Annotated in this window: 25 protein-coding genes; 11 read left to right on the top strand and 14 right to left on the bottom strand. The window is 64.7% G+C overall.

The features are described 5' to 3' along the window. Positions 1 to 35: 35 nt before the first annotated feature. Positions 36 to 2240 (top strand): TonB-dependent receptor, encoded by a 2205-nt coding sequence (locus tag M1D44_RS11495; protein WP_316852714.1) that lies wholly within the window; start codon positions 36 to 38, stop codon positions 2238 to 2240. A gap of 50 nt (positions 2241 to 2290) precedes the next feature. On the opposite strand, the gene M1D44_RS11490 is transcribed toward M1D44_RS11495, so the two are convergent. Further along, entirely contained in the window at positions 2291 to 2923 is a 633-nt protein-coding gene (locus tag M1D44_RS11490; RefSeq protein ID WP_316852713.1) for a hypothetical protein, read from the bottom strand. 135 nt (positions 2924 to 3058) lie between these two features. Beyond that, a complete protein-coding gene (locus M1D44_RS11485; RefSeq protein WP_316852712.1) occupies positions 3059 to 3646 on the bottom strand; it encodes a hypothetical protein in 588 nt (195 codons plus the stop codon). A 174-nt stretch (positions 3647 to 3820) separates the two neighbouring features. Between M1D44_RS11485 and M1D44_RS11480 the strand changes: the two genes are divergently transcribed. Beyond that, positions 3821 to 4126, top strand: a complete 306-nt coding sequence (locus M1D44_RS11480; RefSeq protein ID WP_316852711.1) for a hypothetical protein — start codon at positions 3821 to 3823, stop codon at positions 4124 to 4126. After that, positions 4123 to 4311 (top strand): hypothetical protein, encoded by a 189-nt coding sequence (locus M1D44_RS11475; RefSeq protein ID WP_024976510.1) that lies wholly within the window; start codon positions 4123 to 4125, stop codon positions 4309 to 4311. Before M1D44_RS11480 ends, M1D44_RS11475 begins: the two co-directional genes overlap by 4 nt. An 18-nt stretch (positions 4312 to 4329) precedes the next feature. On the opposite strand, the gene M1D44_RS11470 is transcribed toward M1D44_RS11475, so the two are convergent. Then, a complete protein-coding gene (locus tag M1D44_RS11470; RefSeq protein WP_024976509.1) occupies positions 4330 to 4671 on the bottom strand; it encodes a hypothetical protein in 342 nt (113 codons plus the stop codon). A 236-nt stretch (positions 4672 to 4907) separates the two neighbouring features. Here M1D44_RS11470 and M1D44_RS11465 point away from each other — a divergent pair, with 236 nt between their 5' ends. Continuing rightward, complete coding sequence (locus M1D44_RS11465; protein WP_024976508.1) at positions 4908 to 6371, top strand: aminotransferase-like domain-containing protein; 1464 nt, start codon at positions 4908 to 4910, stop codon at positions 6369 to 6371. Between the two features lie 9 nt (positions 6372 to 6380). On the opposite strand, the gene M1D44_RS11460 is transcribed toward M1D44_RS11465, so the two are convergent. From M1D44_RS11460 to M1D44_RS11445, 4 genes are read right to left on the bottom strand one after another with little or no spacing between them, the layout of a single operon-like run. Beyond that, positions 6381 to 7049, bottom strand: a complete 669-nt coding sequence (locus M1D44_RS11460; RefSeq protein WP_316852710.1) for a PqiC family protein — start codon at positions 7047 to 7049, stop codon at positions 6381 to 6383. Beyond that, positions 7046 to 8689, bottom strand: coding sequence for a PqiB family protein (locus M1D44_RS11455; RefSeq protein WP_316852709.1), 1644 nt, complete (start codon positions 8687 to 8689; stop codon positions 7046 to 7048). The genes M1D44_RS11460 and M1D44_RS11455 overlap by 4 nt, the downstream gene beginning before the upstream one ends. Next, complete coding sequence (locus tag M1D44_RS11450; RefSeq protein ID WP_316852708.1) at positions 8686 to 9432, bottom strand: paraquat-inducible protein A; 747 nt, start codon at positions 9430 to 9432, stop codon at positions 8686 to 8688. The genes M1D44_RS11455 and M1D44_RS11450 overlap by 4 nt, the downstream gene beginning before the upstream one ends. Then, a complete protein-coding gene (locus M1D44_RS11445) occupies positions 9429 to 10193 on the bottom strand; it encodes a paraquat-inducible protein A (RefSeq protein WP_235193181.1) in 765 nt (254 codons plus the stop codon). Before M1D44_RS11445 ends, M1D44_RS11450 begins: the two co-directional genes overlap by 4 nt. A 251-nt stretch (positions 10194 to 10444) precedes the next feature. Between M1D44_RS11445 and M1D44_RS11440 the strand changes: the two genes are divergently transcribed. Continuing rightward, positions 10445 to 10882, top strand: a complete 438-nt coding sequence (locus M1D44_RS11440; protein WP_316852707.1) for a hypothetical protein — start codon at positions 10445 to 10447, stop codon at positions 10880 to 10882. A 23-nt stretch (positions 10883 to 10905) separates the two neighbouring features. On the opposite strand, the gene fghA is transcribed toward M1D44_RS11440, so the two are convergent. Both fghA and M1D44_RS11430 read right to left on the bottom strand, forming a co-directional pair. Then, positions 10906 to 11769, bottom strand: coding sequence for an S-formylglutathione hydrolase (gene fghA, locus M1D44_RS11435; protein WP_316852706.1), 864 nt, complete (start codon positions 11767 to 11769; stop codon positions 10906 to 10908). A gap of 22 nt (positions 11770 to 11791) precedes the next feature. Continuing rightward, positions 11792 to 12898: an S-(hydroxymethyl)glutathione dehydrogenase/class III alcohol dehydrogenase gene (locus M1D44_RS11430; RefSeq protein ID WP_112186035.1), complete on the bottom strand. Its 1107-nt coding sequence runs from the start codon at positions 12896 to 12898 to the stop codon at positions 11792 to 11794. 233 nt (positions 12899 to 13131) lie between these two features. On the opposite strand from M1D44_RS11430, the gene M1D44_RS11425 reads away from it, so the two are divergent. Next, a complete protein-coding gene (locus tag M1D44_RS11425; protein ID WP_024976501.1) occupies positions 13132 to 14934 on the top strand; it encodes a methyl-accepting chemotaxis protein in 1803 nt (600 codons plus the stop codon). Positions 14935 to 14941: 7 nt separating this feature from the next. Here the strand turns inward: M1D44_RS11425 and M1D44_RS11420 are convergent, their stop codons facing one another. Continuing rightward, the gene (locus tag M1D44_RS11420) at positions 14942 to 15610 is read right to left on the bottom strand and encodes a glutathione S-transferase family protein (RefSeq protein WP_112185716.1); all 669 of its coding nucleotides are present in this window, start codon (positions 15608 to 15610) and stop codon (positions 14942 to 14944) included. Between the two features lie 130 nt (positions 15611 to 15740). Here M1D44_RS11420 and M1D44_RS11415 point away from each other — a divergent pair, with 130 nt between their 5' ends. Next, positions 15741 to 16553 carry an AraC family transcriptional regulator gene (locus tag M1D44_RS11415; protein ID WP_024976499.1) on the top strand — a complete coding sequence of 271 codons (813 nt, stop codon included), beginning with the start codon at positions 15741 to 15743 and terminating at the stop codon, positions 16551 to 16553. A gap of 13 nt (positions 16554 to 16566) precedes the next feature. Here the strand turns inward: M1D44_RS11415 and M1D44_RS11410 are convergent, their stop codons facing one another. Next, entirely contained in the window at positions 16567 to 18324 is a 1758-nt protein-coding gene (locus M1D44_RS11410; protein WP_316853457.1) for a GGDEF domain-containing protein, read from the bottom strand. Between the two features lie 353 nt (positions 18325 to 18677). Then, positions 18678 to 18959 (bottom strand): antibiotic biosynthesis monooxygenase family protein, encoded by a 282-nt coding sequence (locus M1D44_RS11405; protein WP_316853458.1) that lies wholly within the window; start codon positions 18957 to 18959, stop codon positions 18678 to 18680. Positions 18960 to 19211: 252 nt separating this feature from the next. Between M1D44_RS11405 and M1D44_RS11400 the strand changes: the two genes are divergently transcribed. Continuing rightward, positions 19212 to 20261, top strand: coding sequence for an AI-2E family transporter (locus M1D44_RS11400; RefSeq protein ID WP_024976496.1), 1050 nt, complete (start codon positions 19212 to 19214; stop codon positions 20259 to 20261). A gap of 30 nt (positions 20262 to 20291) precedes the next feature. Here M1D44_RS11400 and M1D44_RS11395 read toward each other — a convergent pair whose 3' ends face one another. Further along, positions 20292 to 21536 carry a saccharopine dehydrogenase family protein gene (locus M1D44_RS11395; protein WP_316853200.1) on the bottom strand — a complete coding sequence of 415 codons (1245 nt, stop codon included), beginning with the start codon at positions 21534 to 21536 and terminating at the stop codon, positions 20292 to 20294. Between the two features lie 432 nt (positions 21537 to 21968). Here M1D44_RS11395 and M1D44_RS11390 point away from each other — a divergent pair, with 432 nt between their 5' ends. Then, positions 21969 to 23555 carry an isocitrate lyase gene (locus tag M1D44_RS11390; RefSeq protein ID WP_316853201.1) on the top strand — a complete coding sequence of 529 codons (1587 nt, stop codon included), beginning with the start codon at positions 21969 to 21971 and terminating at the stop codon, positions 23553 to 23555. A gap of 122 nt (positions 23556 to 23677) precedes the next feature. On the opposite strand, the gene M1D44_RS11385 is transcribed toward M1D44_RS11390, so the two are convergent. Next, entirely contained in the window at positions 23678 to 24619 is a 942-nt protein-coding gene (locus M1D44_RS11385) for a LysR family transcriptional regulator (protein WP_439007806.1), read from the bottom strand. Between the two features lie 225 nt (positions 24620 to 24844). On the opposite strand from M1D44_RS11385, the gene M1D44_RS11380 reads away from it, so the two are divergent. Together M1D44_RS11380 and M1D44_RS11375 are read left to right on the top strand one after the other, a co-directional pair. Continuing rightward, the gene (locus M1D44_RS11380) at positions 24845 to 26161 is read left to right on the top strand and encodes a cation:dicarboxylate symporter family transporter (RefSeq protein WP_316853203.1); all 1317 of its coding nucleotides are present in this window, start codon (positions 24845 to 24847) and stop codon (positions 26159 to 26161) included. 26 nt (positions 26162 to 26187) lie between these two features. Beyond that, the gene (locus M1D44_RS11375) at positions 26188 to 26751 is read left to right on the top strand and encodes a carboxymuconolactone decarboxylase family protein (protein ID WP_316853204.1); all 564 of its coding nucleotides are present in this window, start codon (positions 26188 to 26190) and stop codon (positions 26749 to 26751) included. The last annotated feature ends 21 nt before the right edge of the window (positions 26752 to 26772 follow it).

Here is a 26772-nt window from a genome sequence, read left to right as displayed (position 1 = left end):
CTGCTTAACGCATCCGCTCGATTCAAAGGTCTTTCATGATTCCATTCCAGCCCCGCAAGCTGGTGATGGCGCTTGCCGCCGTCTTGCCATCCATCGCCTCTGTTTCCGCACTGGCTCAGGAAGCCGCGACGCCGGCCTCCACACCCGCCACGCCTGCCACGACAGCGCCCGCAGCACAGCCCAAGCCGGCTGCCGCCAACGTGCGCGACCTCAGCGAAACCCGCGTCACGGCCAAGCGGTTGGACGCTGCACGCAATGCGCTGTCGCCGGACACCGGCAGCTCTGTTTACAAGTTCGACACCGATGACATCGCCCGCCTGCCGCTGGGCGATGCCACGCCGCTCAACCAGGTGCTGCTGCAGGCGCCGGGCGTGGTGCAGGATTCGTATGGGCAATTGCACGTGCGCGGGGACCACTCGAACCTGCAGTACCGCATCAATGGCGTGATCGTCCCCGAGCCGATCAGCGGTTTCGGGCAGATGCTCGATACGCGCTTCGCCAACCAGATCAATGTGCTGACCGGCGCGCTGCCGGCGCAGTACGGCTACCGCACTGCCGGCATCGTCGACATCACCACCAAGGGCGCATCCACCGACGAGGACGGCGAGCCCAAGGCATTTGGCGGCGAGATCGGCACCGTGCTGGGCAGCAATGCCACGCACGAGGTCAACGCGCAGATCCAGGGCACGAAAGACCGCTTCAGCTATTACCTCTCGGGCGTGTTTGCCGAGAACAACCTCGGCATCGAAAATCCCACGGGCAACCGCAACGCCACGCACGATCACACCACGCAGAACAAGTCGTTCGGCATGCTGTCGTACCTGCTTGATAACGATAGCCGCGTGAGCTTCATGTTCGGCACGTCGAACGGCCGTTTCCAGATTCCGACGCGCCCCGGCCTGACGCCGCAATTCACGCTCGACGGTGCAGTGCCGCCCGCTTCTGAAGCGCTCAACGCCAATCAACGCGAGAAGACCGACTTCCAGATCCTGACGTATCAGCAGAAGGTGTCGCCCAAGCTGGACTACCAGGTGTCTGTGTTCCGCCGTGCAAGTCGGATCGACTACACGCCCGATCCGATTGGCGATCTGGTCTACAACGGCGTGGCTGCCGACATCACGCGCCGCAACGAGGCTTACGGTGTGCAGGGCGACGCAAGCTACAAGCTCACCGACAAGCACACGCTGCGTGCCGGCGTATTCGTGCAGCGCGAGCGCTACGTGGCCGACAACACCGCCAGCGTGTTTGCCGCCGACAGCTCCGGCGCCCAGACCAGCACCACGCCGTTCACCATCGTCGACAACCACAGCGGCAGCGGCACGACCATGGGCGTCTACCTGCAGGACGAGTGGAAGCCCACCGACAAGCTCACCGTCAACTACGGCGCGCGCTACGACCGCGTCAACACCATCGTCAGCGAGCAGCAGCTGAGCCCGCGCCTGGGCCTGACATATGACCTGACGCCGCGCACGCGCGTGCATGCCGGCTACGCGCGCTACTTCACGCCGCCGCCCACGGAGAAGTTCGATACCACCTCGGTGCAAGCCTTTGCCGGCACGACCAATGCGCTGCCTTCGGACGCCAACACGGCCGTCAAGTCGGAGCGTTCGAACTACTTTGACTTGGGGGTTTCGCACCAGCTCACGCCGCATCTGACGCTGGGGCTGGATGCGTACTACCGCGACGTGCGCCATCTGCAGGATGAAGGGCAGTTCGGCAATGCGCTGCTGTATTCGGCGTTCAACTACGAGCGTGGCCGGATCTACGGGCTGGAAGGCAGCGCGAACTATCGCAACGGTAACTTCGGGGCGTACCTGAATCTGGCCGTGTCACGCGCGCAGGGCAAGGGCATCGAGACCGGCCAGTTCAACTTTGGTGCCGACGAGCTGGCCTACATCAACAACCATTGGGTCAACCTCGATCACGACCAGCGCCTGACCGCGTCGGCCGGTGTGTCGTATCGGTATTCCGGTACGACGTATACGAGCGATGTGCTGTTCGGTACAGGTTTGCGCAACGGCTTCGCCAACACCGAGCACCTGCCGGCCTACTGGCAGATGAACGTCGGCGCTGCGCGGGACTTCAACCTCCCGGCGCTGGGCAAGTTCAAGACGCGCCTGACCGTGCTGAATATCTTCGACCGCAGCTATCAACTGCGCGACGGTACGGGCATTGGCGTGGGGGCGCCGCAGTTTGCACCGCGCCGTACGTTCCTCTTGTCGGTCAGCAAGCCGTTCTAAGCAAATCGGGCCAGCGTATGAGGCTGGCCCGCTCTCCCATCACATCGCCGTCACATCGGTGGGACCATCCCGTCCTTGCCGACCAGCACGCGCTGCGCTACCAGCGTGCCTTGCGCATCGGCGCGCACGAACATGACAACGTGCGCGCCGGCTTTCAGGTCATCGCGCCGACCCGGCTCGAAGGTGACGATCGGTACTTGCGGCGGCACCACGATGTGCTGCTCCCCGTCCTTGTATTTGACCGACAGCGTGCGGCCCTGAGCCCCGGTGACGGCGCCTGCCTGCTCGACCGTACCGTTGGTCATGCTGCTGTTCGGGCCCATGTCGTAGGGGCGATGGCCGTCGCCGGTGCCACGCATGGCCTCCGGAAACACGTGGACTTCGAGTGCACGCAACGTGCCGTCCGGCTCCTTGACCGCTGCCGTGCCGATATAGCTGCCGGCGCGAATGGCCGACGGTTCGATCGGCGCGACCTGGGTGACGCTGAGGTCCACCGGCAGCGTCACAGTCGCCTTGTTGCCGGAGGCGTCGGTTACGTCGACAGCGGTGCTGTGGACGGCATTGATGGTGGCGCGCACGCGCGTTGGCGCAGCGGTGCTTTGCGCGGATGCTGCCAGCGGGAAGAGTGCTGTCACGACGGTGACAACCGCGGCGGTACGAGCTGAGAAACGTAGTCGGGTCATTGGGTAGGGGGCGTGAAGTTCGCTCAAGGTGAGCGGGGCGGGCCAGCGCAACTCGCATGGGCTGCGGGGGCGATCCGCCAGTCTAGACCGGACCGCGCTGGCTTGCAGGCGCGGTCCGCGTTCATCCGCTGCGGCTTAGCCGCGATGCTGGCCCGGCACGCGCTTGCCCTTGTACGTCGGGCGGCTGCGGCGCATGTTGTCGGACCAATCCGTGCCGCCCCCGGTGGGTGAGTGCACCGGAACATCGCGGCTGCCGGGTTTCGGATCGATCGGCGCTTCATCCAGGTCGACCGCATCCGGAGCATCGGCGTCGTCGTTTTCACCGGCGAGGCCCGTGGCGTGTTCAAAGTTCTCGTCGTCGATGGGTGTGTCGACTTCGGGATGGTTTATGTCGTGTATGGCGTCGGGCATCAGGTCGCCGCCTTCGCGCATGACGGGTTCGTGCCCTGCCGCGCGACGCTCGCCGGTGCCGGTGGAATCTGTGTCGCTGTCGAGGTTGACATCTCCCAGGTCTGCGCCCGCGGTGCGGTTGGCTGCGTTGCCGCGCGGGTGCACGGCGGGATCGTCGTCAAAGCGATCTTCAACGTCGCTGCCCAAGCCCGGGCCGCCCACCACGTCGCTGCCCGAGTCCGAACTGTCGGAGGGGCCGAGTGCTTCGGTTCCGTGGCCCTTGCCGGTCTGTGCAGGGGCTTCGCCGGTGCGATACAGGTTGCTGGTTGCCATGTGGTTTCTCCATGCGTGCTTGTGCGCCAACGCGCGACACTGCACGTGCAGCAAGGCGGATACCTGGGCGCGGCGCGCCGCACGCGTATTTCAGCGCACTGTTGCGGCGGCACGCTGGTTGCGACGCAGTTGGGTGCGGGCGAGTCGTCCGTAAACCGAACCAGGAGGCTGACGATGAAGCAACACGCACAGCAACCGCACAAGCCGGCTGCCCACGCGGCGGAAAACGCGGGGGAACGAAAGCGCGAAAGCAAGAAGGGTGAGCGCAGCGATCAAACCCAGCAAGGACGGGGTGCCGCCAAGGACCGCGCTGAAGCCGACCGCGCCGAGCGCACTTCCATGCAGCACGGCACGGACCACTCGGCGAAACGCCCGATGCCGGTGCCCGCCGAGGATGGCCGTGCCGCCGCACAGGAAGGGCAATTGCCGCAGAACCAGCAGCGTCTGGGGCAGCACCAGAACAGTCGGAAGCAGCCATGAACGCCACCAAGAAGCCTCGTGGCGAAGACAAAGCCAAGGCGCCTTCGGGTGACACCGCCAAGCCCATCGCGCCGGCCATCCCAGGTGAAAGCGGCGTGGGCGAGGAAGACCCTGGCGACTTCGAGAACGCGTCGATCCATTCGGACGACGGGAAGCGTCCCCGCGCGCCTAGCGAGGGGCGCTGACAGGTACACCTCTTCACTTCAGCCGCGCGAAGTCTGGCGCGGCTGAATGACGTGTGCCAACCAACGCCATATCGCTGGCCACGCCGGGCGTCGTGTGCCAGTGACAGCAGCCACGATGTGCACGTGCGCGCCGCTGCGCCTGTCGGCATGCAGGTGCCACCACCCGGAGGTTTCCACAACATGCGCGTGTCCGGCGCCAAGCGTGTATTGCGCTGCCGTAATCCAACGCGATGGTGGTGCCAGGCGCAAGCTGCCTTCCAATGCCACGAGCGTGGTTCCAGCGGGCAGCCAGTGCAGCCCGGCTTGTCCGGGGCAGAGCGCCAGCCATTCGGGTTCGGATGCGGGTGTCGTTGCAGTCATGTCGATCTCCTGAACATGGCTCCAGCGTAGGCACGCGGCTTCTCTCTCAACAGACACAGAAACCGGCAATGTGCGGGGCAACAGCCGCGCCCCTGCGACAATCTGTTGCGGTACAGTTTGACGTCGTCTGTATCTGTTGCGGTGGCGGTCGTGCCGGCATGATGTGCCGGACCCCTCTCCTTGCCGCCTGTCGCCGTCCGCTCGCCGCCGCCCTTCGCCGCCGCCCCTTCGCCGCCATGTCCGTCACCGAGTTGACTCCCCCGCCCGCGCAGCCGCTGTACCGGACGCTTGCCGATCATTACCTTGGTGCGATCCGCAGCGGAGTGCTGGCGCCGGGCGAGCGCATGCCGTCGGTGCGCATGCTGATGCGCACGCACGCTGTGAGTCTGTCGACCGCGCTGCAGGTGTGCCGGCATCTGGAGACGGAAGGCTGGCTCGAAGCGCGTGAGCGCTCGGGCTACTTCGTGCGCCAGCCGCGCCGGGCTATGCTGGCACCGGTCAAGGAGCCTGAAGTCTCGACGCCCGACCCGGCCGCTTACGTGGGCGTGCATGCGCGCGTGTCCGCCATCGTGGCGCGCGGGCAGCAGGCCAGCGTGCATGTCGATCTGTCAGGGGCGAGTGGGGCGGCCGCGTTGTACCCGGCGGCGGCGCTCAACCGGATTGCGTCGCAGGTGCTGCGGCGGTATCCGTTGCTGCTGACGCAGGCTGTCATCCCGAACGGCCATCCCGAATTGCAGACTGCCGTGGCGCGCCGTGCGCTCGACATGGGCGTGCAGATCGCGCCGGACGACGTGATCGTCACCCACGGCTGTATCGAAGCGGTGAACCTGGCATTGCGCGCGGTGGCGCAGCCGGGCGATACCGTGGCCGTGGAATCACCGACCTATTACGGGCTGCTGCAGGTGTTGGAAAGCCTGGGCATGCGCGCGGTGGAAATTCCTACCAGCCCACGCACCGGCATGTCGCTCGAAGCGCTGGAGATGGCGGTGCAGGCCTACGGCAACATCCGCGCCGTGGTGGTGGTGCCCAACCTGCAGAACCCGCTCGGCAGCATCATGCCGGACGCGGCCAAGCGCCGGATGGCCGCCTTTTGCGATGCCAACCGCATCGCGCTCATTGAAGACGATACCTACAGCGCGCTGGGCGATAGCCCCACGCCACTCAAGGCGCTCAAGGCGTGGGACCGCACGGGCAACGTCATCTATTGCGCGTCCTTGAGCAAGGTGCTGGCGCCCGGCCTGCGCCTGGGCTGGATGGCTGCCGGCCGCTGGCAGGGGCGCGTGCAGATGCTGAAGTTTGCGCAGTCGCGGCCAAACGATTCGTGGTCGCAGGTGCTGGCGGGGCGCTTTATCGCTTCGGGTGCGTACGACCGTCACCTGCGCACGCTACGCCAGACCTTGCGTGAACAGCGCGAGCGCATGGCCGAGTCGATTGCGGGATGCTTTCCCGCCGGCACGCGGTTGTCGGTGCCGTCAGGCGGGTTGGCGATGTGGGTGGAGTTGCCTGCCAACGTGTCGTCGGTGGCACTGTTTGATGCGGCGCTGGCGCAGGGCATCCGCATTGCGCCGGGGACGATGTTCTCGAACCTGAACCGCTTCGATCATTATTTCCGCATCTGCTTCGGCCTGCCGCCTTCGGCCAACCTCGAAGCTGCGCTCGCCACACTCGGCCGGCTCACGCAGGAACTGGCCGAGCGCTGACCGATCAACCTACCGGCACCACGCCGGCGCAGCGGAAGACGATTCCAGACCCTGCACGCTCTGCGCAATCTGTTGCGACCACTGCTGCACGAGGCGTTGCGTGGATGACACCACCGCATCTACGCCCGCATTCGCATCCGCACCTACAGGTTGCCCATTCACGGGCAGCGCAAGCGTCGTCTGGCAGGTGAGGGCGGCGGGGCTCGCGCCTTGGGTGGCCGCATCGCGCGATACGCGCCACGTCACCAGTGCCGTCACGCCCTGCCCGGGCCGCGCGTCATAGCTGCGCATTTCGGCGCCGATGCGGTAGAGCGGCACGCCCGCCGGCGCAGCCGCACTCCCGACGTCCACCGCAGACAGCGTTGTCGCCAGATTCGCAGACAGCGCATCGCGCAGTTCCGAACCAAACGGCGCGGCCCAGCGTTGCTGCTCAAGCGCCACCACTTCGCTATCGGACGTACGCAGCACGATCTGTGGCTTGTCCAGCCGATCGGGCACCCGCACGCCCGAGAGGCGGAAGGCGCGTTGGAAACGGCCGGTATCTGTTGTTTCGGGGCGCACCGACAGCGTATGCAACGTCGGCTCGGGCGAAGCGCACGCGCCAATCAGCAACGCCACGGCAGCGGCGCCGGCTAAGCGAAGAGAAGAAGACAGCATCGTCGTTTGCATCGGCATCATTGCGCGTCCTTTGCCTTGCCGCGGATCAGCGCTTCCGGGTGGCGGTCCAGATAGTCGGTCAGCACGCGCACAGACGCGGCGGCCTTGGCCACTTGTTCCAGCGTGTCGCGCGCGTTGCGTTGCAGCGGGGCATCGTCGGAGAAGACCTGGCGCGCAGAATCGAGCGTGCGGCGCGCGTCGGCCAGCGTTTCCTTCATCTGCGGGGCGAGGTCGCTGTTGACGGTCTTGGCCAGTTGCTCGGTCTGCTTGAGCGTGGCGTCGAGCGTCGTCAGCGTGCGGTGAACATCCTGTCCGATCTGCTCGAACGGCACCTTGTTGAGTTTCTTGGCGATGCCGGCAATCTGCGCTTCGATGTCGTCAGTCGGGTTATCGGCAGTCGGGAACACATATGCGCCGTCACGATCGCGCATGCCGAAGCGCGGCGGGGTCTTGTCGCGGTCGGCCGCGTCAATGAAGTCGAGGTTCACGAACTGCTGGCCCGTCAGCAGGCTCGCGCTCTTCAACTGTGCGCGCATGCCGTTCTTCACCAGCACGTCGAACTGCGTGCGGACGTCTTCGGCGGCGTGCTGCGGGTTGTCGTCGCGGATGTCCATGCCGAAGCGCGTGGGGTAAAGCGTGGCCGTCACGGGCAGCACGAACTCGTGGCGCTTCTTGCTGTAGTGGATGCCGATCGACTTGATCTCGCCTACGTTGATGCCCTTGAATTCCACCGGCGCACCCACGTTGAGCCCGCGCAGCGAGCGGTGGAAGTACATCACCACGGTCTGCGACAGGTGTTCGGGGTCTTTCAGTGCCATGGTCTCGTTGCGCACGAGCTGGAACTCGGCGTCAGAGGCGGCCGGCTGGTGATCGGCTTCTTCGGGTGTCTGGAACGCGATGCCGCCCAGCGCCACGGTCAGCAGCGATTGCGTATCGACCTTCAACCCGTTGGCGTCGAGCTTGAGATCGATGCCGCTGGCATTCCAGAACCGCGTGCCGTGTGCCACAAACTTGTCGAACGGCGCGTTGACGAAGATGTGCAACGTCACGCCCTTGCCGTCGGTGTCGATGTCATAGGCGGTGACCTGGCCCACGCGCACGCGGCGGAAATACACCGGCGCGCCGATATCGAGCGAGCCCAGGTCGGGCGCGCGCAGCGTGAACTGTTTGCCGGGCGCATCAGCGGAGATGGCCGGCGGTGTGTCGAGCCCCTTGAAGGTGGATTTCTTCTCCTGCGAGCGGCCACCGTCCACGCCGATGTACGCTCCTGAGAGCAGCGTGCCGAGCCCCGAGATGCTGCCGGCCGCCACGCGCGGGCGCACCACCCAGAAGCGCGTATCCGACGCGGCGAACGCCTTGCCGTCATGTGTGAGTTCGATCAGCACCACGGCGCCAGACCGGTCGTCGGTGAGGCCCACCGCCTTGACCACACCGATATCGACGCTCTTGAATTTCACGCGTGTCTTGCCTGCTTCGATGCCCTCGGCCGAACTGAATGTGACGGTCACTTGCGCGCCGCGCGCCAGGATCACGCGCGCCATGAGCGTGGCGCCCACCAACAGTGCCACGATCGGCACCAGCCAGATCAGCGAGGGCAGCCAGCGCTTGCGCTTCGTGCGGCGCGGCGCGGGGATGTTTTCGTTATCGACGGGGTCGGTCATACATCGGTCTCTTCAGGATCGGGCTCGTCGATGACGTCCCAGATCAGGCGGGGATCAAAACAGCGGGCGGCAAACATGGTCAGTACCACCACGGCGGCAAACGGGCCGACACCAGGGCCGGGCTTGATGATGGCCAGCGTCGACAGATGTACGAGCCCTGCCAGCAGTGTCACCACAAACACATCGAGCATCGACCACCGGCCGATGATTTCGACCAGCGCATACAGGCGCGTGCGCAGTCGCGGGTTCCAGCGCCAGCGTTGCTGCACCGAGAGGCACAGCACCGCCAGGATGCCGAGCTTGGCCAGCGGCACCAGAAAGCTTGCGATGAACACGATGATGGCCAGGTGCCACGAGCCCGACGTCCAGAGGTAGACGATCCCGCTCATGATGGTGTCCTGCTGCGTGCCGAGCAGGGTGTCGGTAATCATCACGGGCAGCAGGTTGGCGGGCAGGTACATGGCGGCGGCCGCAATCAGCAGCGCCCAGCAGCGCGCCAGGCTGTCTGGCTTGCGCACGTGCATGGGCGACATGCAGCGCGGGCAGACCGGCGCTGCGGTGGTCTCGTCAGGTGCGTCTTCGTGTGTGAGCACCGCCTGCGTGGCGGCCGAAGCTTGGGGCATGCGTGCCAGCAGGCCGCAGCGCTCGCATGTCACCAGGCCGTGTGCGGCGGCCCGCAGCGGGCGACCCTCTTGGGCCGGTTGGGCCGGTTGGGCCGGTGCAGGGGTAGTGACGCTGTTCATGGGTGATCCTCGCCGGGGCGGGCGGCGGCGTCCATGCCGGTGGGCGTGTCGACATGTGAGCCCGGCGGCAGGGTCAACCCGATCTCGCGCCAGAACGGTCGCAGGTCGATCGACAACGCCACTGTCAAAAACACGGTGAGCGCGGCAAACGCCCACAAGCCCGCATCGGCTTCCAGCGACACCATGCGCGCCACTTTGATGAGCGCCACCACTACGCCCAGCATGAAGATCTCGACCATCGCCCACGGGCGGATCAGCGCCGCCGTGCGCAGCACCAGCGCCGCGGCCGGATGCTGCCGCCCACGCAATCGCGCAATGAGCAGCGGCGCCAGCACCGACATGTACATCAGCGGGAAGAAAACCGTGGTGAGTGCCACCAGTACGGCAGCGAAGAGCATGTCGTAGTCGTACAGCGCCACGATGGCGCCCCACAGCGTGGTGGCGTGCCGGTTGCCGCCACCGTTCATCTCGGCAATCGGAAAGATATTGGCGACGATGTAGACGATGAGGCCCGTCAACACCAGCGGCAGCAGTACCGAGAGCCGCTCGCTCTGGTTGCGGTACAGCTTGACGCCGCAGCGTGTGCAATGCGCTTCTTCATCCAGCGCAATGACTTCGTGGCGATGCAGGGTGTCGCAGTGCTCGCATGCGATCCAGGCATCTGGATCGCCAGGCAGGGGCTGGGCTACCGGGGCGGCCTTGGCGTCGGGGGTGTCGCCCGCTGCGCGCCAGGACGGCGGCAGCGGGAAGGGGAATTTCACGGTTTACAGCTCCATCGTCGGGCTGAAGGTGGGCCGGCAGCGTTGCAGACGCGTGCGGCGGCACACCGACAGTGGGGCAGGCGATTATACATACACCGTTGAATGTATAGCTGAGTGCGGGCTTCCTCATTTTGACGCACGGTCCGAAGCAAATATCCCGCCAATCGGCGCACTCGATATTGCATGGCGTGACGGAGGAACGGGCCTTGCTGCCTTGGAGGGGCATGTTCTCAACCTCAAAGGAGCATTTCATGACGTATCTCCGTGCATCTTCTCTCGTCATCGCGTTGGCGCTGGCGGGCGGTACTGCAGCGGCGTATGCCCAAACGGGGGCAGCCCAATCCAACAGCACGGCGGGCGGCAGCAGCATGTCTCCGGCGGGTGGTGCCGACACCGGCGCAACTGCAACGGGCACGGGGGGTATCGCTGTCAAGCAAGGGCGCGCCGGCAATATGCGCTCGGGTTCGAGCGGTGGCTATGGCGGCAGTGCCAACGATTCAACGGGCAGTGCAACCGGCGGCGGCGCGGGTGGAGTGGGCGTAGGCGCGCCAGGCACGGGCGGGTCGATGGGTGCGCCGGGCAGCGGTAGTGGCGGTGGTGCTGCGGGTTCAGGGGGCGCTGGTGCCGGTGCGGGTACCGGAGGCGCCGGTGGGGCGGCGGGCGGCATTGCCGGTGGCGGCAGCCGCTAGCCTGGCCCCGCATTTACCTGCGGCTAACGCAGTTGTGCTGCGTGATGCAGCAGGTGGTCTTCGATGAAGGTCTCGATGAAGTAGTAGCCGTGGTCGTAGCCCGGGTGGCGGCGCAGTTGCAGCGGCTGCCCGGCTGCAGCGCACGCGGCGGCAAAGTCATCCGGGTAAAGCTGCTCTGCGAGGAATTTGTCGGCCTCGCCCTGATCGACCAAGATGCCGCCCGGGAACGGGCACGATGCCTGCCGCATCAACTCCGTGGCGTCGTGCGCTGCCCAGGCGGTGCGATCGTCCCCGAGATATCCGGTGAACGCTTTGATGCCCCACGGGCACACAGACGGATGCGCGATGGGCGCAAACGCGGAGACCGAAGCAAAGCGCTCCCGATGGCGCAAGGCCAGCGTCAACGCGCCGTGGCCGCCCATCGAATGCCCAAAGATGCCGATGTGCCCCGGCGCCACCGGAAAGGCCACGCGCGCGATGTGGTGCAGCTCGTCGGCAATGTAGCTTTCCATGCGGTAGTGCTCGCGCCACGGCGCCTGCGTGGCGTCCAGGTAGAAGCCGGCGGCGATGCCGAAATCCCAGCTATCGGTTTCGCCGGGGATGTTCGCGTCGCGGGGGCTGGTGTCGGGCGCGATGAGGATGAGGCCTTCGCGTGCTGCCACGCGTTGCGCACCAGCCTTGATGGCAAACGTATCTTCCGTGCACGTCAGGCCCGCCAGATAGAACAGCGCGGGGCAGCGCGTGCCTTCCAACGCCTGCGGCGGCAGGTAGACCGAGAAGCGCATCGGCAGCCCGATCGCCGTCGAGGCATGCCGATAGAAGCGCTGCACGCCGCCAAAGCAGGCATGCTCGGAAAGCAGTTCAAGTGCCGGTACCGGGATCGTCATTGCGTGGCTCCATCCTCGAGGTTCAATACAGCACGACCGAACGGATCGACTCACCGCGCTTCATCAGCTCGAAGCCCTCGTTGATGCGCTCCAGCGGCAGCCTGTGCGTGATGAGGTCATCGATGTTGAGCTTGCCTTCCATGTACCAGTCGACGATCTTCGGCACGTCCGTGCGGCCACGTGCGCCACCGAAAGCGGAGCCCTTCCACTCACGGCCGGTCACGAGCTGGAACGGGCGCGTGCTGATCTCCGCGCCGGCCTCGGCCACGCCGATGATGATCGACTGGCCCCAGCCCTTGTGACAGCACTCCAGCGCCTGACGCATGACCTTCGTGTTGCCGATGCACTCGAACGAGTAATCCGCACCGCCATCGGTGAGCTGGATGATGTGGTCGACCACGTTGTCCACATCATTCGGATTGATGAAGTGCGTCATGCCGAATTTGCGCGCCATGGCTTCGCGTGCGGGGTTCAAGTCCACGCCGATGATCTTGTCGGCGCCCACCATCTTTGCGCCCTGGATCACGTTCAGCCCGATGCCGCCCAGGCCGAACACGACCACGTTTGCGCCCGGTTCCACCTTGGCCGTGTAGACCACCGCGCCCACGCCCGTGGTGACGCCGCAGCCGATGTAGCAGACTTTATCGAACGGCGCATCGGGGCGGATCTTTGCCAGCGCAATCTCCGGCACCACGATGTGGTTGGCAAACGTGGACGTGCCCATGTAGTGGAACAGCGGCTTGCCGTCGAGCGAGAAGCGCGACGTGCCGTCCGGCATCAGGCCCTTGCCCTGCGTGGCGCGAATGGCCTGGCACAGGTTTGTCTTGCGCGACAGGCAGAACTTGCACTGACGGCATTCCGGCGTGTACAGCGGGATCACGTGGTCGCCGGCTTTCAACGATGTGACCCCCGCGCCCACCTCCAACACCACGCCCGCGCCTTCATGGCCGAGGATTGCCGGGAAGATGCCCTCCGGGTCGGCGCCCGAGAGCGTGTAGTAATCGGTATGGCAAATGCCGGTCGCCTTGATCTCGACGAGCACCTCACCGGCGCGCGGGCCTTGCAGGTCGACTTCTTCCACGGTGAGCGGAGCACCGGCTTTCCAGGCGATGGCGGCTTTGGTTTTCATGCGCATTCCTTTTTTTTGAAGTGGAGCCTGCCCGACGTGGGCAGCGTAGGGAGGGCGATTGTAGAACGTTGCCTGCTCCGGCAACGTGATAGCGGAGTCATGTCACGCAGATCAGACTTCAGATTTCGTTATGACGGCCGTTTCTTGTGCGACGGCAAGGCCGACAGGGCCGTGTGCCGCATGCCTTACATGGTGGAATCCCTGCCATGGGCCTCGTAGTAGGAAACCATACCGTGCTTGCATCCATCCGTACTCGCATTTTGCTGACCTGCGTTGCCATCGTGGTCGGCGCATTGACCTTCGCTGGCGGTCTTAACTATCTCGTGACGCGTTCGTACAACGACGAGTCCATCCGCCAGAACCTGCAGTCCGTCGCGCGCGGCCACATCGCCGGCATCGACGACTGGGTGGCGTCCAAGACGCAGATGATGGTGTCGCTGCAAGACGTGGCAGTGTCTGCGGACCCGATTCCGGTTTTCAAGGCCGTGCACAAGGCTGGCGGCTTCATCAACGTCTATGTCGGCTACCCCGACAAGTCGTACAAATTCTCGAACCCCGAAGGCATTCCGCCCACGTATGACCCGACCGCGCGCCCCTGGTACAAGCAGGCGGTGGAGGCCGGCAAGCCCGTGGTGACGCCGCCGTACGTGAGCGCCAGCACCGGCCAGCTCGTCGTGACCTTCGCGGTGCCCATTCTGGACGGCAGTACCCTCAAGGGCGTGATTGGCGGCGACGTGGCGATGGACAGCGTAATCGCCAACGTCAAGGCCATTCATCCGACGCCGGCCAGCTTCGGCTTCCTCGTCAACGCGGCCGGCAAGATCGTCGCGCACCCGAATGACAAGCTCACGCTCAAGCCGGCGACCGATCTGTCGGCAGGGCTGAACGAAGCCACGCTGGCATCGCTGGCGCAAGCGGAGAAGCCGGTGGAAGTGTCAGTGGATGGCGCATCCAAGCTGCTCTACCGCCAGGGCGTGAAGGGCACCGACTGGGGTCTGGTCGTGGCGCTGGACAAGTCTGATGCCACGGCCGGCATGCGCTCACTGGTGATGACGTCGATTGGCGCGCTGGTGGGCGTGGCCATCGTTGCCGCACTCATCGTCGGCGCAATGACTTCGCGTGCGTTCCGCCGCCTGTCGATGATCCGCGATGCCATGGACGACATCGGCTCGGGCAGCGGTGACCTCACCAAGCGTCTGCTGTCGGATGGCGAAGACGAAGTCGCGCAGATCGCCCGCTCGTTCAATACGTTTGCCGACAAGCTGACGGCGGTGATGCAGCAGATCCGCCTGGGCAGCGATTCGGTGCGCTCGGCGGCGCAAGAAATTGCCGCTGGCAATGCAGACCTGTCGCAGCGCACGGAAGAACAAGCCAGCTCGCTGGAAGAAACCGCGTCGAGCATGGAAGAGCTGACGAGCATCGTGAAGCAGAACGCCGATAACGCGCGTCAGGCCAGCCAGCTTGCCGTGACGGCGTCGGACGTTGCCACGCGCGGCGGCAACGTGGTCGGCCAGGTGGTGCAAACCATGGGCGGCATCAACGAGAGCAGCAAGAAGATTGCCGACATCATCGGCGTGATCGAAAGCATTGCCTTCCAGACCAACATCCTGGCGCTGAACGCTGCGGTGGAAGCCGCGCGGGCCGGCGAGCAAGGCCGCGGCTTTGCGGTGGTGGCTAGCGAAGTGCGCAGCCTGGCGCAGCGCTCGGCGGGCGCGGCGAAGGAAATCAAGGCGCTGATTCACGACTCGGTGGATCGTGTGAGCAACGGCACGGCGCTGGTGGACCAGGCCGGCGTGACGATGGCAGAGATCGTCGATGCGGTGAAGCGCGTGACCGACATCATGGGCGAGATTTCGTCAGCGTCGGAAGAGCAGAGCAGCGGCATCGAGCAGGTCAACCAGGCCGTCAACCAGATGGACCAGGTGACGCAGCAGAACGCCGCACTGGTCGAGCAGGCCGCGGCCGCTGCGGAGTCGCTTGAGGAACAGGCCCTCAACCTGAACGAGGCCGTGGGGCAGTTCCGCCTGTCGCACTGAATCGGGCTCAGGCCTGGGGAGCGGCTGCACTGGCGGCCGCCTTGGCCTTGTCCTGTTCTTCCGCCAGCGCGAGGTCCGCTGCCCGTGCGCGCTGGACCGCAGGCCGTGCCAGGATGCGGTCGATATACGCGCGCACCACGGGCGTCTCGGGCATCAGTTTGAACATCGTGATCCAGTCCAATGCGGCGCCCCAGAGGACGTCTGCCGCCGTGAAGCGCTCGCCGAGGAAGTAGGGCCCTTTGGCCAACTGTGCGTTGATCGCGGCAATGACGGTATCGAAGTCGCCATAGGGTGAGGTCGAATACGCAGCGGGCGCGCGGCCCATTGAATGGTCGACGACAGCGGGCTCGAAACACGAACCGTAGAACGCCATCCATCGCAGGTACGGCCCGCGCAGCGGATCGCCCACGGCTGGCGACAGCCCGGCTTCCGGATACAGCTCTGCCGCATACAGATACACCGCCACCTGCTCGGTGATGACCGCATCGCCATGGCGTAGTGTCGGCACCTTGCCAAGCGGATTGATCGCGAGAAACTCCGGCGTCCTGTGCTGGCCCGTGGTCAGGTCGAAGGCATGCACCTCGTAGTCGGCGCCGAGTTCTTCGAGCAGCATGCGCGCGCCCCGCGAGCGGCTGCGCGGCGAGTGGTAAAGGATCAGGTGGCGGTCTTGGGGCATCGTCGGCTCCGTGTTCGATGGATACGGGTGAGAAAAGAGTGCCACTGTAGGCGCAAGGCTTGCCTCCGTCTTGGAAAAATCCGCTGCGGCGGTGCATCATCGCGGCATTGTTTTCGCGGACGCCGCTTCCATGACCGATCTACGTGACGTTGCCGACAAGCCAAAGGGCGTGGTCGACCCGCTCGCCTTCCGCCAGCGTTTCCGCCTGAACCGCTATCAGCCGAGTGATGCATTGGCCGGCGTGCTCGAGCACCACTGGATCGTCGAATGGGACTTGCGCGGCCAGCCGCCGTACACCCAGCGCACGCTTCCGTATCCGTGCGTCAACCTGGTGTTCGACCGTCGCCAGACCGCCGTCTTTGGCGTGATGTCGGGCGCGTTCGAAACCACATTGGCGGAGACGGGCCGCGTGATCGGCCTGCGCTTGCGGCCCGGTGCCTTTCGCGCGTTCTTCGGCAAGCCGGTGCGTTTGCTGACCGACAAGACCCTGCCGGTTTCCGATGTGCTTGGCATTGGCGATGCGCAGGCAGAAGAGATGGTGCTCGGCGCACCTGACGACGCCGGCATGGTGTCTGCCGCAGAAACGCTGCTGCTACGCGTGCTGCCGCCACCGGACCCACAGGTTGAGCGCATTCACAGCATCTTGCAGTCGCTGCAACAGGACGCAGGTCTGACCCAGGTACGCGACTTGGCCGAGCGCGCCGGCATGAGCGAACGCACGCTGCAGCAATTGTTCTCGGAGTATGTGGGTGTGACGCCCAAGTGGGTGATCCGCCGATACCGCTTGCATGAGGCGGCGGACCAGCTTGCCAACGGCGTGGGTGTGGATCTGGCTGAGCTTGCGCACGGGCTTGGCTACTTTGACCAAGCCCATTTCACGCGTGACTTCCGCCGCCTTGTCGGCAAGGCGCCTGCGGAGTATCGGCGCGCCAATCAGGCCTAGCGCGCCCGGCGCATCAATCCGCCGCGAGCGCCACGTCCGGCGACGCAGGCGGGCGGTCCGTCATCACGCAGTTGCGCCCCGCCAGCTTGGCGGCATACAGCAGGCGGTCTGCTCGTCGCAGCAGTGGCTCCAGCTCGGGGCCATCCGCCGCGGGTGCCGCCGCCACGCCAAAGCTGGCCGTCATGCGGCAGGGCAGATCGGTGCCGGTGGGCACCGCCACCTCGGCAATGCGATGGCGCAGATGGTCAGCCACTGCGCGCGCTTGGGCGAGGCTATCCGCCCACACCATCACCGCGAATTCTTCGCCGCCGATGCGCGCCACCATGTCGGCCGACGGGCCCTCGGCGCGGCATAGGCTGGCAACGGTGCGCAGCGCTTCGTCGCCCACGGCATGGCCGTACGTATCGTTGATGCGCTTGAAGTGGTCGATGTCGAACATGATGAGCGCAACGAGCCGCGCTTTCGGCTGCGGCGATTTGCACATCGCGCTGGCACGGTCTTCAAAGGCGCGGCGGTTGAGCAGATGGGTGAGCGGGTCGGTCTCGGCCATGCGCGCGAGTTCCTGCATCAGGTGTGCGCGTTCCAGTTCCAGCCGGCGGCGCTCGATGCTGTTGATGCGCAGTACGCGAATCGCCTCGAACATCGCGCGAATCTCGCGCCGCGCAAAGCCGGTCGGGATGTGCACGCTCAAGTTGCCGCGCGCAATCCCGTCGATCAGCCGCGTGGCGTTGACAAACGGCCCCACCACGTTGCGGCGGAACGAAATCGTCATCCATGCCAGTGCGCCGAGTACCGACAGCACCGCGCCTGCCGAGCCGATGAGCACCAGCAGCATCGCGCGCCGATGTTCGCGGATGTCGTCATCCGCCAGGCCCAGCACGATGTCGCGGAAATCCGTAATGGCGCGCATGGTGGGCACGTAGCGCTCGGCAAATGCGGCGGGGGTGATATCGACGCCGCCGGGCTGGCTGGCCTTGGCGCGCACGGCAGCCACATAGCGCAGCCCATCGCCGAAGTACTGGGCGCCGAGGGTGGTCAAGGCGTGCTGGTTCAGTGCCGAATGCGCACCCACGCGGGTCTCGATCATGCTGCGCAGTTGGTCGATGCGGCCGTGCGTGCGCTCGATGGCAAGCTGCTCTTCAAACGTGAGCATGCGGTGCCTGGCCAGCGCACCCGTAAAGCGCGAACCGAGCTGGCCCGCGTATTCGCGCAGATCAGCCGACAGCCGCGCCAGCGTCAGGCAATTGAGCACGTCGGGATCGCCGCGCGTGATGTTGGCCGTGCGCGCGTTGACGATGGGCAGGAATTCGGGGATCACCGCGATCATGCGGTTCACGCCGTCGGCGAGGTCATCGCTGCTGCGCGAGCGCAGCGGCAGGGCGGTCAACCGGTCGATGTTGGCGCGCGCAGCGGCCAGATGCGTTTGGGCGCGGCGCGCGGCGGTGATGTCGGCTTCACAGCCAGGGCAATGTTCGGGGCTCAGGGCGTCGAGCAATTGGGCGACGTGTTCATCGCTGGTGGCGCGCATGCGTTGCAGGGCCGCCTTGCGCTCGGCGGGCAGCGGCAAGTCTTCGCCGAGCACGCCGTTGGTCGGGCCGCGTTCGGCTGAAACCTTTTCCATGGCCAACAACGTCATGCGCAGCGCCTGGACGCTGCGGGCGGCATTGTCGGCGCGGCCGTAAGCCAGCCACGCGTAGCCCAGCAGCCAGCACGATAGCGACAACACCGGAACGAGGACGATGGCGACGCTGGCGCTAAAGCGCCTGTCCATCGACGTTTCAGAAGACATGAACAGAGTGGAAGAGCGTCTTGGCGGGCGGTTGGGCAGAGCCGGGAGGCAGTTGCGAATGGGTTGCACAGGTGCCCGCGCTCGTTGCCGCGCGCAATGCACATCTCTGGCTAACGGCAGCACCGGGGGCTTCTTTACCGTGCCATTGGACTCGCGCCGCGCGGGCGGACTGCAAACAAATGCAAAAGGATTCTTACGGGATGTTCAGGCCCAAGCGCTGAAAAGGGGCCGGCGGTCAGGTTGCCGCGTCGGCATGGCACGAGATGGGGGTGCACCTTGAGAGCCCCGAGCGCATCTCGTGCCTGGGTGAGGATCGAATGATTCAGGCGGGCCGGTTACTTGACCGCCACTTCGGAGTGCACGACCTCCGGCGCCTTCTCAAAGAATGGTCCGACCAGCTTGCGCCATTCCTGGAAGTCGTCGGACTCGCGAAAATCGACCATATGGTCTTCCACGGTGTTCCAGCGCACGATCAGCACGTAGCTGGTGTCGCGCTCGACGATGTGGTGCAGCTCGGCGCCGTGGCAGCCCTTGGCGCGTGCAAACAGCGGCAAGGCTTGCTGGACGGCGGCTTCAAACTCGCGCTGCTTGCCGGCGAGAATCTCGATGTGGGCCATTTCGAATACCACGTTGTGCTCCGTTCGGTTGGATGGGTGGGCAGACTATAGCTGGCAATGCCCGTCGCCATAGCCCGGCCGGTATCGGGGTTGTTCAACCGCGGGCGCCAGCTTTCGGCGGGCTTCGTCAGCCTGTCCGCCCCGTCGGCCACCCCTATGACAACCGCGGTTGCGCGGGCATACTCGGATTTCATTGCCTGGCCTGGATCCTGCTCGGGCCTTTGAGACGTCACCTTCAAGCAAAAGCAACCCATGGATAGCGGAAACGACCACCAGAAATTCTTCTACCTCCTGCTGTTTGTCGTCACGCTCGGGCTCTGCTGGATCCTCTCGCCGTTCTTTGGCGCGGTGTTCTGGGGCGTCATCCTGGCGATCCTGTTCCAGCCCGTGCAGCGCGCGCTGGTCGCCCGGATGGACAAGCGGCGCAATCTTGCTGCGCTCACCACGCTCACCCTGATCGTCCTGATCGTGATCCTGCCGGTCATCTTTGTGACGGCGACCATCGTGCAGGAAATCGGCGTTGCCTATCAGGAGATCCAGAGCGCGCAGCCGAACTACTCCCGGTACCTTTCGGAAGCGGTCCATGCGCTGCCCACATGGGTGCAGCAACTGCTTGCCAAAGCCGGCCTGACCAACATCCCCGGCATCCAGAGAAAGCTGGCCGACGGGGCAGCGCAGATCAGCCAGTTTGCCGCGACGCAGGCGCTGAGCATCGGGCAGAACACGTTCCAGTTCGTCGTCGGCTTTGGCGTCATGCTGTACATGGTGTTCTTCCTGTTGCGCGATGGCGCCGAGATCGGCCGCCGCGTGCGCCGCGCGCTGCCGATGGATGAAGAGCACAAGCGCCTGCTGCTGAGCAAGTTTACGACCGTCGTGCGCGCCACCGTGAAAGGCAACATTGCCGTTGCGCTGGTGCAGGGCGCGCTTGGGGGGCTGATTTTCTGGCTCCTCGGCATTGACGGCGTGGTGCTGTGGGGCGCGTTGATGGCCTTCCTGTCGCTGCTGCCCGCGATTGGCGCGAGCCTCGTGTGGATTCCGGTCGCGCTCTACTTCCTGATGGTGGGCGCGATCTGGAAATGCGTGATCCTCGTCGCGTTCTGCGGCGGTGTGATCGGCCTGGTCGACAACCTGCTGCGCCCGCTGCTGGTCGGCAAGGACACCAAGATGCCCGACTGGGTCGTGCTGATCTCCACCCTGGGCGGTATGGAATTGTTCGGCATCACAGGCTTCGTGATCGGGCCGCTGGTTGCCGCGCTGTTCATGGCCAGCTGGGATATTTTTGCGCGCGGGCAGAACGACTGATGCCTCGGCTGAGCTGGCGCTTCATCGCGCTTATATCCGCTCGAAACGCAGACCAGCATGGCGGGTCAGGCGCTCGATGAAGCGTTCGTCGAACATTGTGGCCGGCGTCCAGAAGCCGCCGGGGCGTCCGGTCTTGGTGCCCTCTTTTACGTGGTCCAGCGCGAGGCTGGCGGCAGCCTGACCCAGCATCTTGCCGGTCGAGCCATAGCCGGGGTCCCGATCTCCGGTCACCTTCACCCGCAAGGTGTTTCCTTGATCGGTGCGGCCAAAGAGCCGCAGGTCATAGCGGCCTGCCAATTGCACCGCGGGCGTGGGGCCTTCGCCGGGTTTGGGCAACAGAAAGCGCTCCATCACGATGCGGATGGGCTTGATGACAATGCCCAGCATGAAGGCGCCCAGGCCGGCCACCATCGTCACGGCTTTCAAACGGCCGCTCAGGCCCGCCCCGGTGATCACTGCTTCGTCGTAGGTGAATGGGTTGCCATAGGCGTTTCCGGACAAGGCGTTGGAGCGGTGCACCACGCGCTCGTTGATGGCCGCCATGACAAAGGGCGCAATCCACACATCGAAATCGGCATCGAACGCCGCGCCCCGTACCGAGCGTTGGCGTGCCGTGAAGCCGTGGCCCTGGGGGCAGAGGGAGTAAGGGTCTGCGAGTTCCCGGCGCAAGGCAGGGTCCGCAGCGGCTTCTTGCACGACGTTGATCAGGCTGGCCACAGTGCCGCCAGATGCGCCGCCCTTGAGCGTCTTGACGCGCAACTTCACCTGCGTGGCGGGTGTACCCCATTGCCGCATGGCCTGTTGCTGCAGGAAGTAGACCCCCATATCCGACGGCACCGAGTCGAAGCCGCAGCAATGCACGATGCGTGCCCCTGACTGCTGCGCCGTCGCTTCATATTTGTTGATCATGCGCTTGATCCACTGGGTCTCGCCGGTGAGGTCGCAGTAGTCCGTGCCGCTTTCGGCGCAGACCTTGATCAAGGGCTCGCCGTACAGCGCGTAGGGGCCAACCGTGGAGACCACCACCCGGGTCTGTGCGCACAGTGCGCGCAACTGGGGTTCGTTGGCGGCGTCTGCCACGATGATCGGGAGGGATTCACCCGCCGCGCCTAGTGAACGCTTGACGTCCAGCAGCTTCGCTTCGGATCGGCCGGCAATGGCCCAGCGCAGCGTTTCTCCACCGCCCGAAAACTGTTCGGCCAGGTAGCGGGTCAGGATCTGACCGACAAAGCTGGTGGCGCCAAACACGACAACGTCATAGTCCGGAGCGGGCATGGAGTCTTCCTTTTGATGGGCGGATGAAAGTGCCGGTATGGCGGCCTTCTGTCGTTCAGCGGCAAACAATAGTGAAGGTGCCCCGCCCGCCAGGCAACTGGCATCGCATGACTCAGGCGGACACGCCTGCGTCGCCCCCCGCGGCCCCCACGTTCACCGCCTCCAGCACCTGAAAGACCGTTTCACATTACGGAATTTGCCTCGAATTTCTCGGGCGTCGTCTTCCCGTTTGCTGAAAACACGTTCCGCATCGCAAAATTTGTCAGCTATCTCATTGAAAAATAAAGAAAAACTAACTCTTATGTCTTATATAAGACCTTGCTGCGACGCGTCAAAGCCGACCTACAATAAATCCATGCTGCTCGCTTCGAACTCCGGAGCTGCACACGCAACCGATTCTTCTCAAACGCGCTTTATTTCCAGGAAATTGACATGGCCCAGTATCAAGACGACATCAAGGCAGTTGCCGGTTTGAAAGAAACCTACGGCAGCGCATGGAACGCGATCAACCCCGAGTACGCTGCGCGCATGCGTGCACAGAACAAGTTCAAGACGGGTCTGGACATCGCCAAGTACACCGCCAAGATCATGCGCGCCGACATGGCCGCCTACGACGCCGATCCGTCCAAGTACACGCAGTCGCTGGGTTGCTGGCACGGTTTCATCGGCCAGCAGAAGATGATTTCCATCAAGAAGCACTTCAAGAGCACCGAACGCCGCTACCTGTACCTGTCGGGCTGGATGGTCGCTGCGCTGCGCTCGGAGTTCGGCCCGCTGCCGGATCAATCGATGCACGAGAAGACTTCTGTCAGCGCGCTGATCCGCGAGCTGTACACGTTCCTGCGCCAAGCCGACGCGCGTGAACTGGGCGGCCTCTTCCGCGAACTGGACGCTGCCAAAGACGCCGCTGCCAAGGCCGCGATCCAAGAAAAGATCGACAACCACGTCACCCACGTGGTGCCCATCATTGCCGACATCGACGCCGGTTTCGGCAACGCAGAAGCCACGTACCTGCTGGCCAAGCAGTTCATCGAAGCGGGTGCCTGCTGCATCCAGATCGAAAACCAGGTGTCGGACGAGAAGCAGTGCGGCCACCAGGACGGCAAGGTCACCGTGCCGCATGAAGACTTCCTGGCCAAGATCCGCGCGATCCGCTACGCGTTCCTGGAGCTGGGCGTGGACGACGGCATCATCGTCGCCCGTACCGATTCGCTGGGCGCAGGCCTGACCAAGCAGATCGCCGTGACGAACACGCCGGGCGACCTGGGCGACCAATACAACGCGTTCCTCGACTGCGAAGAGCTGTCGGCCGACCAACTGGGCAACGGTGATGTCGTCATCAAGCGCGACGGCAAGCTGCTGCGTCCGAAGCGCCTGCCGAGCAACCTGTTCCAGTTCCGCGCAGGCACCGGCGAAGCACGTTGCGTGCTGGATTGCATCACCTCGCTGCAAAACGGCGCCGATCTGCTGTGGATCGAAACCGAAAAGCCGCACATCGCCCAGATTGGCGGCATGGTGAGCGAAATCCGCAAGGTCATCCCGAACGCCAAGCTGGTGTACAACAACAGCCCGTCGTTCAACTGGACGCTGAACTTCCGTCAGCAGGTGTATGACGCGATGAAGGAAGCCGGCAAGGATGTGTCGGCCTACGAGCGCGGCCAACTGATGAGCACGGAATATGACGACAGCGAACTGGCGAAGCTCGCTGACGAGAAGATCCGCACGTTCCAGGCCGATGCGTCGCGCGAAGCCGGCATCTTCCACCACCTGATCACGCTGCCGACGTACCACACCGCCGCGCTGTCGACCGACAACCTGGCCAAGGAATACTTCGGCGACCAGGGCATGCTCGGTTATGTGGCTGGCGTGCAGCGCAAGGAAATCCGTCAAGGCATCGCCTGCGTCAAGCACCAGAACATGTCGGGCTCGGATATCGGCGACGACCACAAGGAATACTTCAGCGGCGAAGCAGCGCTGAAGGCTGCGGGTAAGGACAACACGATGAACCAGTTCCACTGATGCATTGATCGACTGATTCGGTCATACCCCAAGCAAAACGCCAACCCATCGCGGGTTGGCGTTTTCTTTTGCCGAGAACGCCGTGGGACGCTCGTCGAATCACACGTGCGCTTCAGGTGTGCTCAGAGAGCACCGTCCTTCGGCCAGACCACATCGGCTTTCCACGATTCCGACGCAATGAATTGCTTGAGCTTGTCTTGCAGCAGTGCGGTCCAGGCAGCGGCGAAGCGGGAAGGGGGATTCTCGCGCAAGGTCGTGATCGCCACGCTCGACCGGATGCCGGGACGCCCGATGCGATGCGCAACGAGTTCACCACGCGCGATCTCCTCTTTGATCGCGATGTAGGTCAGGATCGAATAGCCGGCGCCGGCCTTCACCAGTTGCTTGGTCAGCGACACGCTGTCGACTTCCAGGGCGATGCGCAGGCGCACACCGTGCTGGATCGCCGCCTGTTCGACCAGGCGCCGGTTGCTGTGCGGCAGGCCGGGCAAGATCAGCGGAATGCTGGCCAGGTCGCGGATCTGGTATTCGCGCTTGTCGGTCTCTGAGCCAGGCGGCCCCACGAGGATCATGGGCTCGCTGAACAAAGGGCGCACGAGGAACGCATCCAGCGGCGGTTGGTTGTAGACGACGGCAAGGTCAACGCGCCGATCCAGCACCCACTCCTGCAGCGAGCTGCTCAGGCCTTCTCGCACGTGCAGTGACACCCGAGGCCACTGCGCCCGGAAGTCCTGGACGAGATCGGCGCCGATCAGCGCGCCCATGGTCGGCGGCAAGCCAACAGCCAGATGCCCGCGCTCCTCGTCCGCGCTGGCGCGTACGTCTTCGCTGGTTTCGCTGAGCAGGTGGGTGATCATTTCAGCGCGCTCCAGCAGACGCGAGCCCGCCGCGGTGAGCCGGACGCCCCGGCCATGCCGAACCAGCAGCGGCACGCCAATCTCTGCCTCCAGCTTTGCAATCTGCCGGCTCAGCGCGGGTTGCGCGATGTACAGCTCGGCGGCTGCGCGGCTGAAACTGCCGGCACGCGCCACGCGAATGAAGCTCTTGAGTTCTCGGATGTCCATGCTTGCGTTGAGATATGCCGTGTCGGCATAGATTTGTATGTTCACATGGTCTTTGTCAAGAAAAGACCGTCAATCTATGCTTTCTACAAATAACAAATCACCCAACGCGTAGCGGAGACGGCGTTCACGCCCCCAGCGACGACCGCCTTTCAAGCAAGACAAGTCCAGCACGCTGGTGCCGCCTGGTAGCGGCAGAGCGCTGAATGACTGGACGCAGGAGACACCATGAAACATCTGAAGAAGCTGCACGTGCAGGTCTTGATCGGCCTGGCGTGTGCGGTCGTCCTCGGCATCGCCGCGCCGCAGTGGGCCGTTGCCATGAAACCCATCGGGCAGGCGTTCATCGCGCTGCTGAAGATGATGCTGGCCCCGATCATCTTCTGCACGCTGGTGCAGGGCCTGGCGCATGTGCGCGACCTGCGCATGCTGGGCCGCATGGGTGTGAAGTCGCTGGTGTACTTCGAGGTGGTCAGCACGGTGGCCATGGTGCTGGGCTTTGTGCTCGTCAACGTGTTCGAGCCCGGGGTGGGGCTGCATGCCACCAACCTTGCCGAAAGCGCCGATGCTGTGAAGGCCACCAGCGGCGCCGGCGGCATCTCGGCCGTCAATTACCTGCTCAGCCTGATTCCACACACGCTGGTCGATGCCTTTGCCAAGGGCGACATCGTTCAGGTGCTGATCATCTCCATCCTGGCGGGTTTGGCGCTGAACCTCTCGGTGGGGCCGGATTCAGTCCTGCTGCGCGGCATGGATGAAGCGCAGAAGGTGCTGTTTCGCATGCTCGGCTTCATCATGAAGCTGGCACCGCTCGGCGCGTTCGGTGCCATGGCTGCGGCCGTGGGCAGCTATGGCGGCGTGACGCTGCTCTATCTGCTGAAGGTCATCGTGTTGTATTACGCCGCGTCGCTGCTGTTCGTGTTCGGCGTGCTCAGTTCGATTACGTGGATGATCGGCCTGCCGTACTTCAGCGTGCTCAAGCTGATTCGCGACGAGATGTTGTTGATCTTCGGCACGGCATCAAGCGAGGTGGCCTTCCCGCGTCTGGTTGAGAAGCTGCAACGCGCAGGTTGTGATGAGGCCGTGGTCGGGTTCGTGCTGCCCGCCGGCTACAGCTTCAACCTCGACGGCACCTCCATCTACATGGCCATCGCCGTGGGTTTCATTGCGCAGGCGACGGACACGCCGTTCTCGCTGTGGCAGCAACTCGGGCTGCTCGCCATCCTGAGCCTCACTTCCAAGGGCGGGACCACCGTTGCCGGCGGGGCGTTCGTCAAGCTGGCGGCCACGCTGCAATCGGTGCGCTCGCTGCCCGTAGCCGGCCTGGGGCTGTTGTTCGGCATCGACCGCGTGATGGCGATTGCCACTGCGCTCGTGAACGTGGTGGGCAACACCGTGGCGGTGTTCGCCATCGCCCGCTGGGAAGGTGCGTTCGACGCCGAAGCGTTCCATCGCGAGACCGGCGGGCAGGCCCGTTCTTCTCTCCTCAAGCTGCAGAAGCCCACCGCACAGGCTGCGGTTGCGCAAGACGCGCTGACCCACTAAGCCACTAAGCACTGAGCAACACCAACATGCAACGCATTCCCGCCCTCGATCCTGATGCGCTGGACGCAGACCAGCGCGCCGTCTACGACGCCATTGCCAACGGCCCCCGCAAGGGTGTGCGCGGCCCGCTGGCCGTCTGGCTGCATCGCCCGCTGCTGGCCGACCGCGCACAGGCGCTCGGACGCTACTGCCGTTACGACAGCAGCCTGCCGCCGCGCCTGTCCGAACTGGCCATCCTGTTCATGGGCCGCTACTGGCTGGCGGAATACGAATGGGCCGCGCACAAGCCGTTCGCGTTGGAAGCCGGTGTGTCGCCGGCGGTGATCGACGCCATTCGTGACGGCATGAACCCGGCGTTCGAGCAGCGCGACGAGGCGCTCGTCTTCGCTTTCCTGACGCAACTGCATGCCGAGCGCGAAGTGGACGACGGCCTGTACGCCGAGCTGGTTGACGCCATTGGGAAGGGCGGCGTGGTCGATCTGGTTGGCATTGCCGGCTACTACACGCTCATCTCCATGACCATCAAGGCATTCAACGTGCCCGCGCCGGCCGGTGCGACGCCGGAACTGCCGACGCAACTGCCGATGTAACAGCAACAAGCAACAAGGAAT

The organism is Ralstonia sp. SA306, from assembly GCF_054792405.1.
The sequence above is the reverse complement of the archived record's forward strand: the minus strand, read 5'-3'. Positions and strand labels throughout refer to the sequence as shown.